A 15,227-nucleotide genomic window follows, 5' to 3' on the forward strand; every position below is an offset into this window, starting at 1 on the left:
CCAGGGTTAGTTTCGGTCGCTGAGCGCCCCGGGGCGCTCCTGTCCTGAGCCCTGCCCATGCCCTCCGAGTCGCTGTTGTCCTGGCTGGAAGGCCGCCGCGGGCTCTGCGACATGACCGTCCGGGAGATTCCCTGGCAGCAGTCCGGCGAGTGGCGCTACCGGGATGGGGCGCTGCAGCACAACTCCGGTGGCTTCTTCAGCATCGTGGGCGTGGAGGCCACCGCCGGCGGCCGCACCACCCTGCGCCAGCCCCTGATCAACCAGCCCGAGGTGGGCATCCTCGGCTTCCTGCTGCAGCGGCGCGGCGGCGAACCCCATCTGCTGATCCAGGCCAAGCCCGAGCCCGGCAACATCGGTCTCGCCCAGGCCGCCCCCTCGGTGCAGGCCACCCGCAGCAACTACAAGCGGCTGCACCACGGCAAGCCCACCCCCTTCCTCCAGTACTTCACCGGCGATCCGGCAGCCACGCTGCGGGCTGACAGCCTGCAGTCGGAGCAGGGCACCCGTTTCCTGGGCAAGTACAACCGCAACATGACGGTGGAGCTGCCCGGCGACCTGGAGCTGGACCTCGACGACGTGTACCGCTGGGCGCCGGTGCGGGAGGTGTGCGCCCTGCTGGTGAGTGATTTCCAGATCAACACCGATGCCCGCTCCGTGCTCGCCTCCTCCGACTGGTCGGCCCTGGCCGGTGGCGAGGGTCCCTTCGGCCGCTGCCGGGGGGAGGGCGGATTCGGCGAGGCCCTGCTGCGCTCCTATGCCTCCGGCCCGGAGCAGGAGCACAGCAGCGATGCCCTGATCCTCCAGCGCCTCGAGGCGCTGCGGGCCGCCCATCCATTCGCTGTGGCCACCGTTCCGCTCGACGACCAGGTGGACTGGCTGGAGGGCCGCCAGCTCCGCCTGCTCGGGCCCGCCGGCAGCTTCGACGTGCGCCAGGTGGCGGTGAGCTCCAGCGAGCGCGAGGTGCGCAGCTGGGACCAGCCGATCGTGGCCCAGGAGCGGGAGGGCACGGCCGTGCTGCTGGCGCGGGAGTTCGATGGCGTGCTACACCTGCTGTTCCGCTGCCGCGCCGAGATCGGCTTCAAGGAGGGCTTCCAGTACGGACCGGCGCTGCAGGATGCCGGCGGCGCCCCCTCGCCGGTGCCGGAGCTCGATGCCGAGGAGGAGCTGCTGGAGGCGCTGCACCGGCGCTCCACCCCCGTGCTCTCCAATCTCCACTCCGACGAGGGCGGCCGTTTCTACCGCTCGGTGGCCCGCTACACCATCGCCCTGCTCGATTCCGCCGAGGCGCCGCCCCAGTCCCCCTCGCTCAGCTGGATGACCCTGGCCCAGATCGAGCGGCTGGTGAAGCGCCAGGGGGTGTTCTCCAACGAAGCCCGCAGCCTGATCTCCATGCTGCTGGCCTACCTCTGAGCCCATGGCCGCCCCCACGCCCGCAGCCACCCCCGCCCCCGCGCCCCGCGTCAGCCTCGTGATTGCCACCTACCGGCGGGTGGATGCCCTGCGCAGCACCCTGCGGGCCCTGCAGCTGCAGACCTGTCCCGACTGGGAAGCGGTGGTGGTGGGCGACTGCTGCGACCCCGACACCGGCGCCATGCTCGAGCAGCTGGGCGATCCGCGCCTGTGTTACTACAACCTCACCGAGCGCTTCGGGGAGCAGTCGGGCCCCAATTCCTTCGGCCTGGCCCTGGTGCGCGCGCCGGTGGTGTGTTTCCTCAACCACGACGACCTGCTGCTGCCCGACCACCTGGAGCAGGGCCTGCGGCGCCTGGAGCAGGCCCGGGCCGATGTGCTCCTGGCTCCGGCCCTGAAGCTGGTGAACTGCCACGAGGATCCGGAAGGCCGCATCCGGCCCGTGTTCATGAAGCGGATCACGCTGGGGCCGGCCCTGCGCGATCTGCGCATGCTGCTGCGGCGTGAGGATCTCTTCTACGACCCCAGCAGCTTCTGGCTGGTGCGCACCGCCTTCGCCCGCCGGGTGGGCACTTGGACCCACTCCAGCCGGCTGTGGCGCACCCCCCTGCGGGACTGGCTGTTGCGCGCCTGGCGCCGCGGTGGCCGCTTCGCCTTCACGCCCGAGCTGGCCGGCATCCGGGTGGTGACCCACAACCACCGCGGCAGCCGCCGCCGCTACAACGCCGTGACCCCCGAACACCAGCGCCTCGTCCGTCTGTTCGAATCCCTCCCCCCTGAGCAGGTCCGGGAGCGCGTGCCCCGCCGGATGCGGGAGAAGGCGGCGCTGCTGGGCCGGCCGCTGCGGCGCCGGGACCGGCCGGCCGAGGTCACGCTCGGCCTGCGCCTCCAGGCCCTGCTGTTCCGGGTGTTCGGGCTCGATTGGCAGGTGCTGCGCTGGCGCTCCCAGGGGGTGAAACCCGGCGCCTTCCACTCCCGTCTGCTGCGGCTGCGCACCGGCGAAACCCTCGCGGCCGTGCCGGATCTCTCCACCCTGCTGGCGGATCCGGAGCGCTACCGGGTGGTCTGACCCGGGAACACCCAGCTCCGGGCGGGTCGGCCCCGAGGCACCGGCGCCGGGATCAGTCGGCGAGCTCCTGGCTGGCGTCGGGCGTGGGTGCCATCAGCGCCTGCATCGGCTTGGCCACGAAGGAGGTGTGCCCTGCCAGGGCCGTGAGGTCAAGACGCACGTAGTCCATGCCGCCACCATCGCGCAGGAAGAGCAGTCGCCGTTCCAGGTCAGACAGGCTCGTCCAGGATGTGAACTCCGTGGGTGCCTGGGGAACGGCCACGCCCTCCACCTGCAGGTGCTCCACTCCCTCCTGGGGCGGATCCACGGTGATGCCCCGCGGTCGGTCGAAGTTGTTCATCAGATGGGCGACCATGCGCACGGCCTGATCCGCATCCGACTGCTTTTCGGCGAACTGGGCATAGAACGCCGCGCGGATGAAGCGATCCGGCGAGGTGTCCGTCACCGGCAGGCCGGCTTTGGCGACGCCTGAGCCCGGCTGCACCGCTTGAAAGGAACCGAAGAGCGCCCTGGACCGGTCGATGTTGTCGAGAAAGGTGTAGTTGTTGAGATTGGTGAGGTGCCACGAGAACTGCGGTGCGTTGGTGAGCACGCCCACCGGGTTGTCGAGGACCGTGCGCTGGCCCTTGTGAAACTCCACAACCAGGCTGTCGCCGCCTGCGTCGTGGATGCCGTAGTGGAAGGGCATCTCCAGACCGCCGAGGATCGGAATCCGCGGCAGCAGCACGGGCTGGGATTCCAGTGCGGCCCTCACCTCGGCCACCGTGGCGAACTGGCCCAGGGCCCACACCCCCAGGTCTGCCGCCGAGAGCACGGCCTTGTCCTGATCCACCGCCGCCTGGGGACCGCCGGCCGCTGCGTAGGCCTGCACACTCACAGACAGCCCGGCGCTGTTCAGTCCTTCGATCACCTTGAGCTCGCCCGGCCCGGGTTTCCGCTCCGGCGCCGGTGCCTCCGCTGGCATGGTCACCGCCAGCACGGCAAAGCGGTTGGTCCAGCGCAGCGCTGGATGGCCGGGAAACGCTGACTCCAGCTCCAGCCCCTCCGGAAAGCGTGCCACCAGGTAGGGGAGATCAATCGTGAGTTCGAGCGTGCGGCCCACATAGGCCCGACCGGCACGGTCGCGATAGAGGAGTGATGTGCACATGGATCGCTGCCTGCCGGTCTGGCCAGCATCCGGACCCGGTTGTTGTCCGGGCCGCCGGGTTGATGCCATCCCCTGGCAGGGTTGCCGGAATCCTTGGCTGCTGACAGTGGGAGATGCGAGCTGGGACGCGTTCGCCGCGCTGGCGCCGCAGCTGCGCCGGCGGCTCCTGGCCTGGTGGGCGGGCTCAGGCCGCCACACCCTTCCCTGGAAGCTGCGGGGGGATGGTGGCCGGCCCCGTGGCGGGGAGGGCCTCGACCCCTATCCGATCTGGGTGGCCGAGGTGATGCTGCAGCAGACCCAGCTGCGGGTGGCCCTGCCCTACTGGCAGCGCTGGATGACCCACGTGCCCGGCCTGGAGGTGTTGGCGGCGGCAGAGGAGCGCGATCTGCTGCTCCTCTGGCAGGGTCTGGGCTACTACTCCCGCGCCCGGCGTCTCCAGCAGGGGGCGCAGCAACTGCTGGGCCAGACCTGGCCCCGCGATCTGGCCGACTGGCTGGCGCTGCCGGGGATCGGCCCCAGCACCGCCGGCAGCATCCTCTCCTCGGCGTTTGATCTGCCCTTCGCGATCCTGGACGGCAATGTCAAGCGGGTGCTGGCCCGCCTCACCGCCAGCCCGCGGCCGCCGGCGCGTCAGCTCGCGGGGCTCTGGCAGCTGAGCGAGGCCCTGCTCGATCGGCGGCGGCCCCGGGACTTCAACCAGGCGCTGATGGATCTGGGCGCCACCGTGTGCACCCCCCGTCAGCCCCGCTGCGGTGCCTGTCCCTGGCAGGGGCACTGCGCTGCCTACGCTGCCGGCGACCCCGCCCGCTTCCCCGTGAAGGACGCTCCCCGCCCGCTGCCCTTCCAGGTGATCGGCGTGGGGGTGGTGCTCAACGACGCCGGCGAGGTGCTGATCGATCAGCGCCTGCCGGAGGGGCTGCTGGGGGGGCTGTGGGAATTCCCGGGCGGCAAGCAGGAGGCCGATGAGCCGATCGAGGCCACCATCGCCCGGGAGCTGCGGGAGGAGCTGGCGATCGAGGCCGAGGTGGGCCAGGAGCTGATCAGCCTGGAGCACGCCTACAGCCACAAACGCCTGCGCTTCGTGGTGCACCTGTGCCGCTGGCTCGGCGGTGAACCCCAGCCCCTGGCCAGTCAGCAGGTGCGCTGGGTGCAGCCCTGCCAGCTCGCCGACTACCCCTTCCCGGCCGCTAACGCCCGCATCATCACGGCCCTGCTGGAGCATCTGGAGGCCGCCGCGTCTGCCGGCGGCGCGTCCAGTGCTGACGCTGCCGCCTGAACCGGTCAGCCTGGAGGCAGACGAACCGCAGCCTGATGGTCGCGTCCCCTTCGGTGCTCTGCCTCGGGGAGGCCCTGGTGGACCGCCTGGGCCCGCCCGGCGGCGATCCGGCCACGGCCGATCCCGATCAGATCGACGACCGTCTCGGCGGGGCGCCGGCCAATGTGGCCTGTGCCCTGGCCCGCCTGGGCACCCCGGTGGCGTTCCTGGGGAGGCTCGGCCAGGACCCGATCGGCGAGGCATTCGCCGGGCTGTTCGCCGGCCGTGGGGTCAACACCGCCGCCCTGCAATGGGACCCGCGGCGCCCCTCCCGGGTGGTGCTGGTGCGGCGTGACCGGCAGGGTGATCGCCAGTTCGGCGGTTTTGCGGGGGATCGGGGCGACGGATTCGCCGATGAGGCCCTGGAGGCCGAACCCCTCGCCGCAGCCCTGGCGGGGGACGGCGGACTGCTGCATGGGGCCGCCTGGCTGCTGGTGGGCACCATCCCCCTGGCCAGGCCGGCCGCGGCGGCTGCCCTGCGGCGGGCCGTGGCCCTGGCCGCCGCGGCCGGGGTGGCGATCGCGGTGGATGTGAACTGGCGCCCCACCTTCTGGGATGGGGCGGCGGCTCCCGACGCCCCCCCCAGCGAGGCCCAGCAGCAGCTGATCCTGGAGCTACTCGGCCAGGCCGCCCTGGTGAAGTGCGCGGCGGAGGAAGCCCTCTGGCTGTTCGGCCGCACTTCCCCCGAGGCGGTGCGGCAGGCCCTGCCCCGCCGGCCCGCCGTGGTGGTCACCGATGGAGCCAACCCCGTGCGCTGGACCTTTGGCGCCGCCACCGGGGAGCTGGCCGCCTTCCTGGTGGCCGTGGCCGACACCACCGGCGCCGGGGATGCCTTCACCGCGGGCGTGCTGCATGGCCTCTGCGCCCGTCCATCCCTGTTGCGGGGTGAGGACCCGGCCGGGGTTGTGGAGCTGATCCGTTTCGCCAGCGCCTGCGGGGCCCTGGTGTGCCAGGCGCCTGGAGCCATCGATCCCCAGCCCAGCGCGGAGGCCGTGGCGGGCTTCCTCAGCGGCCATTGGCAGCGGCCATAGCAGCGGCGTCAGCGCGGGGCCCACACCCGGGCCAGACGGCCCGCCTCAGGATCGCCCCCCTCCGGCAGCTCCAGCTCCACCTGCCAGGCCTCCGCGGGGATGAAGCTCAGCCGCTGCGGCCACTCCACCGCCAGCACCGCGCCCACCTCCCGCGCCGTTTCCTCCTCCTGGGCGAAGAGCTCATCGGCGGCGGCCGGCTGCTCCAGGCGGTAGAGATCGAGGTGCACAAGCGGGCCGTAGTGCTGGGCGAGGGCGAAGGTGGGGCTGGTGATCGGTTCGTCGATGCCGAGGGCCGCCGCCAGGCCCTGCACCAGGCAGGTCTTGCCCGCACCGAGGTCGCCCCGCAGCAGCACGATCGCCGGGCCTGGGGCGAGCAGGCCGGCCAGTTCGGCCCCCAAAGCGCGTGTGGCAGCGGCGTCGGCCAGCGACACACACCGGCAGAGCGGCACGGCAGGGCTCACGCGGATCTTGAACCTCTCTGTAGATTGCCGCTCAAGCGAGCCCGAAGCCTCGGCGTCTCCGCAGCACGTTCACCCCAACGCCCTCCCAGCCGGGAGCGAGCCGTTCTCTGGAGCCGAAGACCCATGGTGGCTACACCCGCTGCACCCTCGTTGCAGACCACATCCTCCTATGTGATCGCTGATCTCGGCCTGGCCGAGTTCGGCCGCAAGGAGATCGCCATTGCCGAAACCGAGATGCCGGGCCTGATGGCCCTGCGCCGCAAGTTCGGTGCCGAGCAGCCCCTCAAGGGAGCCCGCATCGCGGGGTCCCTGCACATGACGATTCAGACCGCCGTTCTGATCGAAACCCTGGTGGCCCTCGGCGCCGAGGTGCGCTGGGCCAGCTGCAACATCTTCTCCACCCAGGACCACGCCGCCGCGGCGATCGCGGCCGCCGGCGTGCCGGTGTTCGCCTACAAGGGCGAGACCCTCGATGAGTACTGGGCCTTCACCCACCGCATCCTGGAGTGGGGCGATGGCGGCACCCCCAACATGATCCTGGACGACGGCGGCGATGCCACCGGTCTGGTGATCCTCGGCACCAAGGCCGAAAGGGATCCTTCCGTTCTGGACAACCCGTCCAACGAGGAGGAAACCGCCCTCTTCAACTCCATCCGCCAGAAGCTGGCCGCCCAGCCGGGCTTCTACTCGCGCATCCACGCCGCCATCCAGGGCGTCACCGAGGAAACCACCACGGGCGTGGCGCGGTTGTACCAGCTGCAGAAAGCGGGCGAACTCCCCTTCCCCGCCATCAACGTCAACGATTCGGTCACCAAGAGCAAGTTCGACAACCTCTACGGCTGCCGTGAATCGCTGGTGGACTCCATCAAGCGCGCCACCGACGTGATGGTGGCCGGCAAGGTGGCCCTGGTGCTGGGCTACGGCGACGTGGGCAAGGGTTCGGCCCAGTCCCTGCGGGGTCTCGGCGCCACGGTGATGATCGCCGAGGTGGATCCGATCTGCGCCCTGCAGGCCGCGATGGAGGGCTACCGCGTCGTGCGTCTCGACGACGTGGTGCGCGATGTGGACATCTTCGTGACCGCCACAGGCAACTTCAAGGTGATCCGCCACGAGCACCTGATCGCCATGAAAGACCAGGCGATCGTGTGCAACATCGGCCACTTCGACAACGAGATCGATGTGGCCTCCCTCAAGCAGTACCCCTGGGAGAACATCAAGCCCCAGGTGGACCACATCCTGCTGCCCAGCGGCAACCGGATCATCCTGCTGGCCGAAGGCCGGCTCGTGAACCTGGGCTGTGCCACCGGTCACCCCAGCTTCGTGATGAGCAACTCCTTCACCAACCAGGTGTTGGCCCAGATCGAGCTGTTCACCAAGGGCGATCAGTACGCCAAGGAGGTGTACGTGCTGCCCAAGCATCTCGATGAGATGGTGGCCCGCCTCCACCTCGAGAAGATCGGCGCCAAGCTCACCGAGCTCACCGCTGAGCAGGCGGCCTACATCAACGTGCCCGTGGAGGGTCCCTACAAGCTGGATCACTACCGCTACTGATCCGCCAGGCTCGCTTCCGGCAGAGCGCTGGAACGAACCTCCCGCCCCATCACCCACCGGTTCAGGCCGGTGGGTTTTTTCATGGCCTTCAGATGGTCTGTCAGAACGCGGCCCTCAGGCGGCCCTCAGAACGGCACTTCCTCTTCGCTGGGCTCGCCACCCCCGAATCCGGAGCCACCCCCGTAGCCGCCGCCCCCGCCCATGGAGGCCTCGGCATCGCGGCGGGAGCCCAGCAGTTCCAGCCGGTCCACCCGGATCACGGGCTTGGTGCGCTCCTCGCCGCTGCTCCGATCGGTCCAGCGGTCGAGCTTGAAGCTGCCGATGATGCCCAGCAGCGAGCCCTTCTTCACGTAGTCGGCCGCCACCTGGGCCTGCTTGCCCCAGATCTCGAGGTTGAACCAGTCCGGTTCGTCGTCGCGGCTGCGGCGGTTCACCGCCAAGGTGAGGTTGGCCACCATGCTGCCGGATTCGAAGTAGCGCACTTCGGGGTCGCGGCCGGCCCGGCCGACGAGGGTGATGGAATTAACGCCCATGGTGGGTCTCCTTGGTCTGTTGGATCAATGATGCGGCACCCCGGTCGGGGGCCTCACCGGTTCAGTTCCACCGGGCGGCACGGTTGGGGAGGGATCGGGTTGCCCCCCCTATGATTCGGGGCTGCCAGGCGGGATGTCCGTGTTCTTTCGTCGTTTCCAGTTCTCCCGCGACATCGGCATCGACCTGGGAACGGCCAACACCCTGATGTACGTGTCCGGCAAGGGCATTGTGCTGCAGGAACCCTCGGTGGTCGCCCTCGACCTGGAGCGTGGCGTGCCTCTGGCCGTGGGTGACGAGGCCAAGATGATGCTCGGCCGCACCCCGGGCAACATCCGGGCGGTGCGCCCGCTGCGGGATGGCGTGATCGCCGACTTCGACGCCGCCGAGCAGATGATCAAGACCTTCATCCAGAAGGGCAACGAGGGGCGGGGCATCGTGGCGCCGCGCCTGGTGATCGGCATCCCCAGCGGCGTCACCGGCGTGGAGCGCCGGGCCGTGCGCGAGGCCGGTCTGGCCGGCGCCCGCGAGGTGCACCTGATCGACGAACCCGTGGCCGCGGCGATCGGCGCCGGCCTGCCCGTGACCGAACCGGTGGGCACCATGATCGTGGACATCGGTGGCGGCACCACCGAAGTGGCGGTGCTCAGCCTGGGCGGCACCGTGCTGAGCGAATCGGTGCGGGTGGCGGGCGATGAGCTCAGCGATTCCATCAGCGTGTACCTCAAGAAGGTGCACAACCTGGTGGTGGGCGAGCGCACCGCCGAGGACATCAAGATCCGGATCGGCTCCGCCTTCCCCGACGACGAGCACGACGAGACCTCCATGGACGTGCGCGGCCTGCACCTCCTCTCCGGCCTGCCCCGCACCATCAACGTGCGTGCCGGTGACATCCGCGAGGCCATGGCCGAGCCGCTCAACGTGATCGTGGAGGCGGTGAAGCGCACCCTCGAGCGCACCCCACCCGAGCTGGCCGCCGACATCGTGGACCGCGGCATCATGCTGGCCGGCGGTGGGGCCATGGTGCGCGGCATCAGCGATCTGATCAGCCACGAGACCGGCATCCTCACCCACACCGCCGAAGACCCCCTCCTGTGTGTGGTGATGGGCTGCGGCATGGTGCTGGAGGACTACAAGCGCCTCGAGCGCGTGCTCGACACCCCTGACTTCGTGCGCCAGGCGGCCTGATCCCGATGCAGGCGGGCCGCAGGCTCAGGCTGCCGTCGTTGCGGCTGTTCCGGGTGTCCTGGCCCTGGGTGCTGCTTTTGCTGGCCCTGGCGGGGGTGCGTCTGAGCAAGGGGGCGGTGCTCAATGACCTCTACGCCCTGCTGAGCCGCCCGTTCTGGCCCGGCTCCGCCCAGAGCGAGTGGCTCAAGGCCGCCCAGCAGCTGGATCAGCAGTCGCGGCTCACGGTGCTGGAGGCGGACAACCGGCGGCTGCGGGAGATGCTGGAGCTGCAGCGCAGCTCGGGCGAGGAGCTCAGCGCCCCGGTGATCTCCCGCGAGGCGGCCGGCTGGTGGCAGCAGCTGCTGATCGGCCGCGGCTCGCTTCAGGGGGTGGCGCCCGGCGATGCGGTGGTGGCCCCGGGCGGGCTGATCGGCCGGGTGGCCACCGTCACCCCCACCACGGCCACGGTGACCCTGCTCACCGACCCGTCCAGCCGGGTCGGGGTGTGGGTGGGCCGCGCCCAGCGCCACGGCCTGCTGGTGGGCACAGGCACCGCCCGGCCCCTGCTGCGCTTCATCGAGAAGGACCTCAACCTGCGGCCCGGCGATCTGGTGGTGACCTCGCCGGCCAGCACGCTGGTGCCCCCCAACCTCACGGTGGGCGTTGTGCAGAGCGTGGACGAGGATGCGGTGCCGGCACCGGAGGCGCTGGTGCAGCTCAGTGCTCCGGTGGATGCCGTGGACTGGGTGCAGGTGAGGGTGCGATGAGCGCGCTGGCACGCCAGCGCTGGTGTGTGGCCACCGGTCTGCTGGTGCCGCTGCTCACCCTGGCCTCGCCGGGCCTGCTCAAGCTGGCGGGCGTGGCGCCCTGCTGGGCGGTGCTGTGGCTGCTGCCCTGGGCCCTAGTGGATGGGCCCTGGTCCGGGGCTCTGGCCGGCCTGGCGCTCGGCCTGATGCTCGATGGGCTGCATCCCGGCCCCCTCACCCAAATCCCCGCGCTGCTGCTGCTGGGCTGGTGGTGGGGTCGGCTGGGGCGCAAGGCCCCGCCGATCGAGCGCAGCTTCAATCTCGGCCTTCTGGCCCTTGTCGGTGCCGCCTTCCTGGGCGGCACGCTGCTGCTGCAGCAGCGCTGGCTGGGGCCGCTGGGCCCCGCCGCCCTGCACACCCTGGCCGCCCAGACCCTGATCACCGCTCTGCTGGCACCGATGCTGTGCTCGCTGCAGCTGTTGCTGTGGCGCCAGCAGGCCCCCGGCCTGCGCACCGAGCTGGGAGGGCTGGGCCGATGGGGATGAAGCGCCGCCAGGTCCTGCAGGGCCTGGCCCTTGCCGGGGCCTCCGCCGGCCTCAGCACGGCCCTGGCGGCCTGTGGCGGTTCGCGCTCAGGCTCCGATGGGCGGCGGCAGCTCAACGTCTGGACGCTCGATCTGGCTCCCAAGTTCAACGACTACCTCCAGGACGTGATCCAGGGGTGGGAGCAGCAGAACCCCGGGGTGCGGGTGCGATGGACCGACGTGCCCTGGGCCTCGGTGGAGCGCAAGCTCCTGGCCGCCGTCTTCGCCCGCACCGCTCCGGATCTGGTCAACCTCAACCCCCCCTTCGCCGCCAATCTGGCCAGCAAGGGAGGCCTGCTCGACCTCACGCCCGTGCTGCCGGAGGGCGCCGCCGAGCGCTACCTGCCGCGCATCTGGCAGGCGGGCCGGCAGGGCGGCGATCAGTTCGCCATCCCCTGGTACCTCACGGCCCGGATCACGATGGCCAACCGCGGTCTGCTCGAGCAGGCGGGTTATGCCGCCCCACCGGCCCGCTGGCAGGACGTGCCGGCCTACGCCGAGGCGGTGCGGCGGCGCACCGGCCGTTACGCCCTGTTCACCACCGTGGTGCCCGACGATTCGGCCGAGCTGCTGGAGTCGATGGTGCAGATGGGCGTTCGTCTGCTGGACGACCGCCAGCGCGCCGCCTTCGACACCGCGGCCGGCCGGAGCGCCTTCGCCTTCTGGAGCGATCTCTACCGCCGCGGCCTGCTGCCCCGCGAGGTGGTGAGCCAGGGCTACCGCCGGGCGATCGAGCTCTACCAGTCGGGCGATCTGGCCCAGGTGTCCACCGGCCCCGACTTCCTGCGCAACCTCCAGACCAATGCCCCCGGCGTGGCCGCCCGCACCGCCCCCTATCCCCCCCTCACCGGCGCCGACGGGGCCGCCAATGTGGCGGTGATGAACCTGGTGGTGCCCAAGCAGAGCGCCATGGCCGCCGAGGCGGTGAGTTTCGGCCTGTTCCTCACCGATGCCGCCAACCAGTACCGCTTCGCCGAGCAGGCGAGGGTGCTGCCCTCGGCCACGGGGGCGCTGGAGCGTCTGCAGGCCAGCCTGCGCGACCCGGGGCCGCTGGATCCACCCCAGCGGCTGGTGGAGAACGCCCGACTGCTCTCGGCCACCACCCTGGAGAGCGCCCAGGTGCTGGTGCCGGCGATTCCGGGCATCAAGCGGCTGCAGTCGATCATCTACACCCAGCTGCAGCGGGCCATGCTCGGCCAGCTCGACAGCGATGTGGCGCTCTCCCGGGCCCGCCAGGAGTGGGACCGTTACGCGGCCGCCCGCTGGCCCTGACGCAGGACCTGCTCGCTGCAGGCGCCCGTAGCAGCACCGCTCCACCGTGTCTGTTTCCATAGAAATCCTTAAGCCTGATGCAGGGCCTCAGGTGGCGCTCGCCCCGGGGGGATGACCTTTCGGCGCTCTCAGGGGTATGGTTGCGATTCTTCACGCCAAAGGCGCAGCGCCCATGCCCTCTGCGGACATGACGACCACGCCCGCAGAGCCCAAGGCCACGCTCCTCGTCGTGGACGACGAAGCCGCCGTCAGGCGCGTGCTGCTGATGCGTCTGCAGCTCGCCGGCTACCGGGTGATCTGCGCTGAGGACGGCGAGGAGGCCCTCACCCTCTTCCATCAGGAACAGCCCGACCTGGTGGTGCTGGACGTGATGCTGCCCAAGCTGGACGGCTTCGCCGTCTGCCGCCGGCTGCGGGCCGAGTCGTGCGTGCCGATCATCTTTCTCTCGGCCCTCGATGCCATCGCCGAGCGGGTGTCCGGCCTCGACCTCGGCGCCGACGACTACCTCCCCAAGCCCTTCAGCCCCAAGGAACTCGAAGCCCGCATCGCCACGATCCTGCGCCGCGTGGGCCGCGGCTCCGCCTCCGCCGAGCCCCGGGAGCAGCCCTCGGGCACGGGCGTGCTGCGGCTGGGTGATCTGGTGGTGGACACCAACCGCCGCCAGGTCACCCGCGATGGCGAGCGCATCGCCCTCACTTACACCGAGTTCAGCCTGCTGGAGCTGCTGTTCCGCGAGCCCGGGCGGGTGGTGCCCCGCGCCGAGATCCTCGAGCAGCTCTGGGGCTATCCACCCCGCCGCGCCGCTGATCTGCGGGTGGTGGACGTCTACGTGGCGCGCCTGCGCGGCAAGCTGGAGCCCGATCCGCGCAATCCCGAGCTGATCCTCACCGTGCGGGGCACGGGCTACGCCTCCCAGCGCGTCGGCGACGCCAGCCTCACCGCCGCCGGCTGATCACGGCACGGCATCTGCCGGCCGCACGCTCCTGCAGGATGGCCCCCAGCTGACTGTTCTGCCCCCGTGTCGGAGCTGCGCGAGACCCGCCTGGAGAAAGCCCGGACCCTCGCCAGCCTCGGCCAGGGGCCCTATGGCCTGCGGTTCTCCCCCAGCCACAGCACCGCACAGCTGCAGCAGGCCCATGCCGATCTCCCCAACGGCCAGGAGCGGGATGTGGCGGTGGCGGTGGCTGGTCGGGTGATGACCCGCCGGGTGATGGGCAAGCTGGCCTTCTTCACCCTCGCCGATGAGAGCGGCCCGATCCAGCTCTATCTGGAGAAGGCCACCCTGGAGGCGGCCTGCCCCGAGGCGCCCCCGCCGGGGGCCTTCGGCCAGATCACCACCCTGGTGGACGCCGGCGACCTGATCGGTGTGGAGGGCAGCCTGCGCCGCACCGACCGGGGTGAGCTCTCGGTGAAGGTGAAGAGCTGGACGATGCTCAGCAAGAGCCTGCAGCCTCTGCCGGACAAGTGGCACGGCCTGGCCGACGTGGAGAAGCGCTACCGGCAGCGCTACCTGGATCTGATCGTGTCGCCCCACACGCGTGAAACCTTCCGGCGCCGTGCCCTGGCGGTGAGCGCCATGCGGCGCTGGCTGGATGAGCGCGGTTTCCTGGAGATCGAGACCCCGGTGCTCCAGAGCCAGCCGGGCGGCGCCGATGCCCGGCCCTTCGAGACACACCACAACGCCCTCGATCTGCCCCTCACCCTGCGCATCGCCACCGAACTGCACCTCAAGCGGCTGGTGGTGGGCGGCTTCGAGCGGGTGTACGAGCTGGGCCGCATCTTCCGCAACGAGGGGGTGAGCACCCGCCACAACCCGGAGTTCACCTCGGTGGAGATCTACCAGGCCTACGCCGACTACACCGACATGATGGAGCTCACCGAGCAGCTCCTGGCCCACGTGTGTCAGCAGGTGTGCGGCACCACCGCCATCACCTACCAAGGCACCGCCATCGATCTGGCTCCCCCGTGGCGACGCGCCACGATGCATGATCTGGTGCTGCAGGCCACCGGGCTCGACTTCACCGGATTCGCCAGCCGTGCCGAGGCCGCCGCCGCCATGGAGGCGGCGGGTCTGGTGGTGCCGGAGCCGGCCGATTCGGTTGGCCGGCTGCTGGTGGAGGCCTTCGAGCAGCGGGTGGAGGACACCCTGATTCAGCCCACCTTCGTGCTCGACTATCCGGTGGAGAACTCGCCTCTGGCCCGGGCCCACCGCAGCAAGCCGGGGATGGTGGAGCGCTTCGAGCTGTTCATCGTGGGCCGCGAAACCGCCAATGCCTTCAGCGAGCTGATCGATCCGCTGGATCAGCGCCAACGCCTGGAGGCCCAGCAGGCGCGCAAGGCCGCCGGTGACCTGGAGGCCCATGGCGTGGACGAGGACTTCCTCCAGGCTCTGGAGGTGGGCATGCCCCCCACCGGTGGCCTCGGCATCGGCATCGACCGGCTGGTGATGCTGCTCACCGACAGCACCTCCATCCGCGATGTGATCGCCTTCCCGCTGCTCAAGCCCGAGCACTCAGCCGACCACTCCGGGTATTCAGATCAGCCCGAGCACCCCAAGCAGCACGAGGCGCCTGAGAACGCCCAATAGCGCGTGGCCGGCAGGGCGCAATGGGATAATGCTCACGGTAGGCAATCTCCCCCACCGGGGGCAACGATTCCATGAGTGGAGAGCGCGTCGGTTTTCGCTTCCAGCACGCAGACGCCGTTGTGAAGCGCAACCCCCAGGGACGCTCCCGCCGGGGCTGGGTGATGGAGCCCGTGGAGCAGACCACCAGCCGGGGCACCAAGATGCCCGCCTATCGGATCCGCTGGCGTGACAGCGAACGCCCGGAGATCGTGCTCCAGCACATGCTGATCGCCGATCCTGACCCCACCCCGCCGCCCGAAGGGGTGAGCCTCGTGCCCCCGGCACCCAAGCAGTGAAGCCCGCCTGAACCCGGGAGCC

General features: G+C 70.5%; 15 protein-coding genes. 12 read left to right on the forward strand and 3 right to left on the reverse strand.

Features of this window, described 5'->3' with window-relative positions:
* Nucleotides 1–57 precede the first annotated feature (57 nt).
* The gene (locus CPCC7001_RS10345; protein WP_006910353.1) at nt 58–1,410 is read left to right on the forward strand and encodes an NDP-hexose 2,3-dehydratase family protein; all 1,353 of its coding nucleotides are present in this window, start codon (nt 58–60) and stop codon (nt 1,408–1,410) included.
* Nucleotides 1,411–1,414: 4 nt separating this feature from the next.
* A complete protein-coding gene (locus tag CPCC7001_RS14105) occupies nt 1,415–2,479 on the forward strand; it encodes a glycosyltransferase family 2 protein (RefSeq protein ID WP_050757114.1) in 1,065 nt (354 codons plus the stop codon).
* Nucleotides 2,480–2,531: 52 nt separating this feature from the next.
* On the opposite strand, the gene CPCC7001_RS10355 is transcribed toward CPCC7001_RS14105, so the two are convergent.
* Nucleotides 2,532–3,626, reverse strand: a complete 1,095-nt coding sequence (locus tag CPCC7001_RS10355) for a linear amide C-N hydrolase (RefSeq protein WP_043368945.1) — start codon at nt 3,624–3,626, stop codon at nt 2,532–2,534.
* Between the two features lie 106 nt (nt 3,627–3,732).
* On the opposite strand from CPCC7001_RS10355, the gene mutT reads away from it, so the two are divergent.
* Nucleotides 3,733–4,902 carry an 8-oxo-dGTP diphosphatase MutT gene (mutT, locus tag CPCC7001_RS10360; RefSeq protein WP_006909564.1) on the forward strand — a complete coding sequence of 390 codons (1,170 nt, stop codon included), beginning with the start codon at nt 3,733–3,735 and terminating at the stop codon, nt 4,900–4,902.
* Nucleotides 4,903–4,937: 35 nt separating this feature from the next.
* Entirely contained in the window at nt 4,938–5,972 is a 1,035-nt protein-coding gene (locus CPCC7001_RS10365; RefSeq protein ID WP_043368948.1) for a carbohydrate kinase, read from the forward strand.
* Nucleotides 5,973–5,980: 8 nt separating this feature from the next.
* Here the strand turns inward: CPCC7001_RS10365 and tsaE are convergent, their stop codons facing one another.
* Nucleotides 5,981–6,439, reverse strand: a complete 459-nt coding sequence (gene tsaE / locus CPCC7001_RS10370) for a tRNA (adenosine(37)-N6)-threonylcarbamoyltransferase complex ATPase subunit type 1 TsaE (protein ID WP_156796752.1) — start codon at nt 6,437–6,439, stop codon at nt 5,981–5,983.
* Between the two features lie 117 nt (nt 6,440–6,556).
* Between tsaE and ahcY the strand changes: the two genes are divergently transcribed.
* Nucleotides 6,557–7,984 (forward strand): adenosylhomocysteinase, encoded by a 1,428-nt coding sequence (ahcY, locus tag CPCC7001_RS10375; protein ID WP_006911666.1) that lies wholly within the window; start codon nt 6,557–6,559, stop codon nt 7,982–7,984.
* A 125-nt stretch (nt 7,985–8,109) separates the two neighbouring features.
* On the opposite strand, the gene CPCC7001_RS10380 is transcribed toward ahcY, so the two are convergent.
* The gene (locus CPCC7001_RS10380) at nt 8,110–8,517 is read right to left on the reverse strand and encodes a single-stranded DNA-binding protein (RefSeq protein WP_006911799.1); all 408 of its coding nucleotides are present in this window, start codon (nt 8,515–8,517) and stop codon (nt 8,110–8,112) included.
* A gap of 139 nt (nt 8,518–8,656) precedes the next feature.
* Here CPCC7001_RS10380 and CPCC7001_RS10385 point away from each other — a divergent pair, with 139 nt between their 5' ends.
* The 7 genes from CPCC7001_RS10385 (at nt 8,657) to CPCC7001_RS10415 (ending at nt 15,205) form a co-directional block, all read left to right on the forward strand.
* Nucleotides 8,657–9,703: a rod shape-determining protein gene (locus tag CPCC7001_RS10385; RefSeq protein WP_043369946.1), complete on the forward strand. Its 1,047-nt coding sequence runs from the start codon at nt 8,657–8,659 to the stop codon at nt 9,701–9,703.
* Between the two features lie 5 nt (nt 9,704–9,708).
* Nucleotides 9,709–10,449 carry a rod shape-determining protein MreC gene (gene mreC, locus CPCC7001_RS10390; RefSeq protein ID WP_006911194.1) on the forward strand — a complete coding sequence of 247 codons (741 nt, stop codon included), beginning with the start codon at nt 9,709–9,711 and terminating at the stop codon, nt 10,447–10,449.
* The gene (locus tag CPCC7001_RS10395; protein ID WP_006909550.1) at nt 10,446–10,973 is read left to right on the forward strand and encodes a hypothetical protein; all 528 of its coding nucleotides are present in this window, start codon (nt 10,446–10,448) and stop codon (nt 10,971–10,973) included. Before mreC ends, CPCC7001_RS10395 begins: the two co-directional genes overlap by 4 nt.
* Nucleotides 10,970–12,283: a sugar ABC transporter substrate-binding protein gene (locus CPCC7001_RS10400; protein ID WP_006911807.1), complete on the forward strand. Its 1,314-nt coding sequence runs from the start codon at nt 10,970–10,972 to the stop codon at nt 12,281–12,283. Before CPCC7001_RS10395 ends, CPCC7001_RS10400 begins: the two co-directional genes overlap by 4 nt.
* 187 nt (nt 12,284–12,470) lie before the next feature.
* Entirely contained in the window at nt 12,471–13,235 is a 765-nt protein-coding gene (rpaB, locus tag CPCC7001_RS10405) for a response regulator transcription factor RpaB (protein ID WP_225867230.1), read from the forward strand.
* A 66-nt stretch (nt 13,236–13,301) separates the two neighbouring features.
* Nucleotides 13,302–14,870, forward strand: a complete 1,569-nt coding sequence (gene lysS / locus CPCC7001_RS10410) for a lysine--tRNA ligase (protein WP_006910424.1) — start codon at nt 13,302–13,304, stop codon at nt 14,868–14,870.
* Between the two features lie 71 nt (nt 14,871–14,941).
* Nucleotides 14,942–15,205 carry a hypothetical protein gene (locus CPCC7001_RS10415; protein WP_043368954.1) on the forward strand — a complete coding sequence of 88 codons (264 nt, stop codon included), beginning with the start codon at nt 14,942–14,944 and terminating at the stop codon, nt 15,203–15,205.
* The last annotated feature ends 22 nt before the right edge of the window (nt 15,206–15,227 follow it).

Origin of the sequence: Cyanobium sp. PCC 7001, from assembly GCF_000155635.1 — a bacterium.
In the GTDB taxonomy this organism is placed as follows: domain Bacteria; phylum Cyanobacteriota; class Cyanobacteriia; order PCC-6307; family Cyanobiaceae; genus NIES-981.

Coding starts and splice junctions, on each gene's coding strand:
- CPCC7001_RS10345 (WP_006910353.1), top strand. CDS start 58: ATGCCCTCCGAGTCGCTGTTGTCCTGGCTGGAAGGCCGCCGCGGGCTC.
- CPCC7001_RS14105 (WP_050757114.1), top strand. CDS start 1,415: ATGGCCGCCCCCACGCCCGCAGCCACCCCCGCCCCCGCGCCCCGCGTC.
- CPCC7001_RS10355 (WP_043368945.1), bottom strand. CDS start 3,626: ATGTGCACATCACTCCTCTATCGCGACCGTGCCGGTCGGGCCTATGTG.
- CPCC7001_RS10365 (WP_043368948.1), top strand. CDS start 4,938: ATGGTCGCGTCCCCTTCGGTGCTCTGCCTCGGGGAGGCCCTGGTGGAC.
- ahcY (WP_006911666.1), top strand. CDS start 6,557: ATGGTGGCTACACCCGCTGCACCCTCGTTGCAGACCACATCCTCCTAT.
- CPCC7001_RS10380 (WP_006911799.1), bottom strand. CDS start 8,517: ATGGGCGTTAATTCCATCACCCTCGTCGGCCGGGCCGGCCGCGACCCC.
- mreC (WP_006911194.1), top strand. CDS start 9,709: ATGCAGGCGGGCCGCAGGCTCAGGCTGCCGTCGTTGCGGCTGTTCCGG.
- CPCC7001_RS10395 (WP_006909550.1), top strand. CDS start 10,446: ATGAGCGCGCTGGCACGCCAGCGCTGGTGTGTGGCCACCGGTCTGCTG.
- CPCC7001_RS10400 (WP_006911807.1), top strand. CDS start 10,970: ATGAAGCGCCGCCAGGTCCTGCAGGGCCTGGCCCTTGCCGGGGCCTCC.
- rpaB (WP_225867230.1), top strand. CDS start 12,471: ATGACGACCACGCCCGCAGAGCCCAAGGCCACGCTCCTCGTCGTGGAC.
- CPCC7001_RS10415 (WP_043368954.1), top strand. CDS start 14,942: ATGAGTGGAGAGCGCGTCGGTTTTCGCTTCCAGCACGCAGACGCCGTT.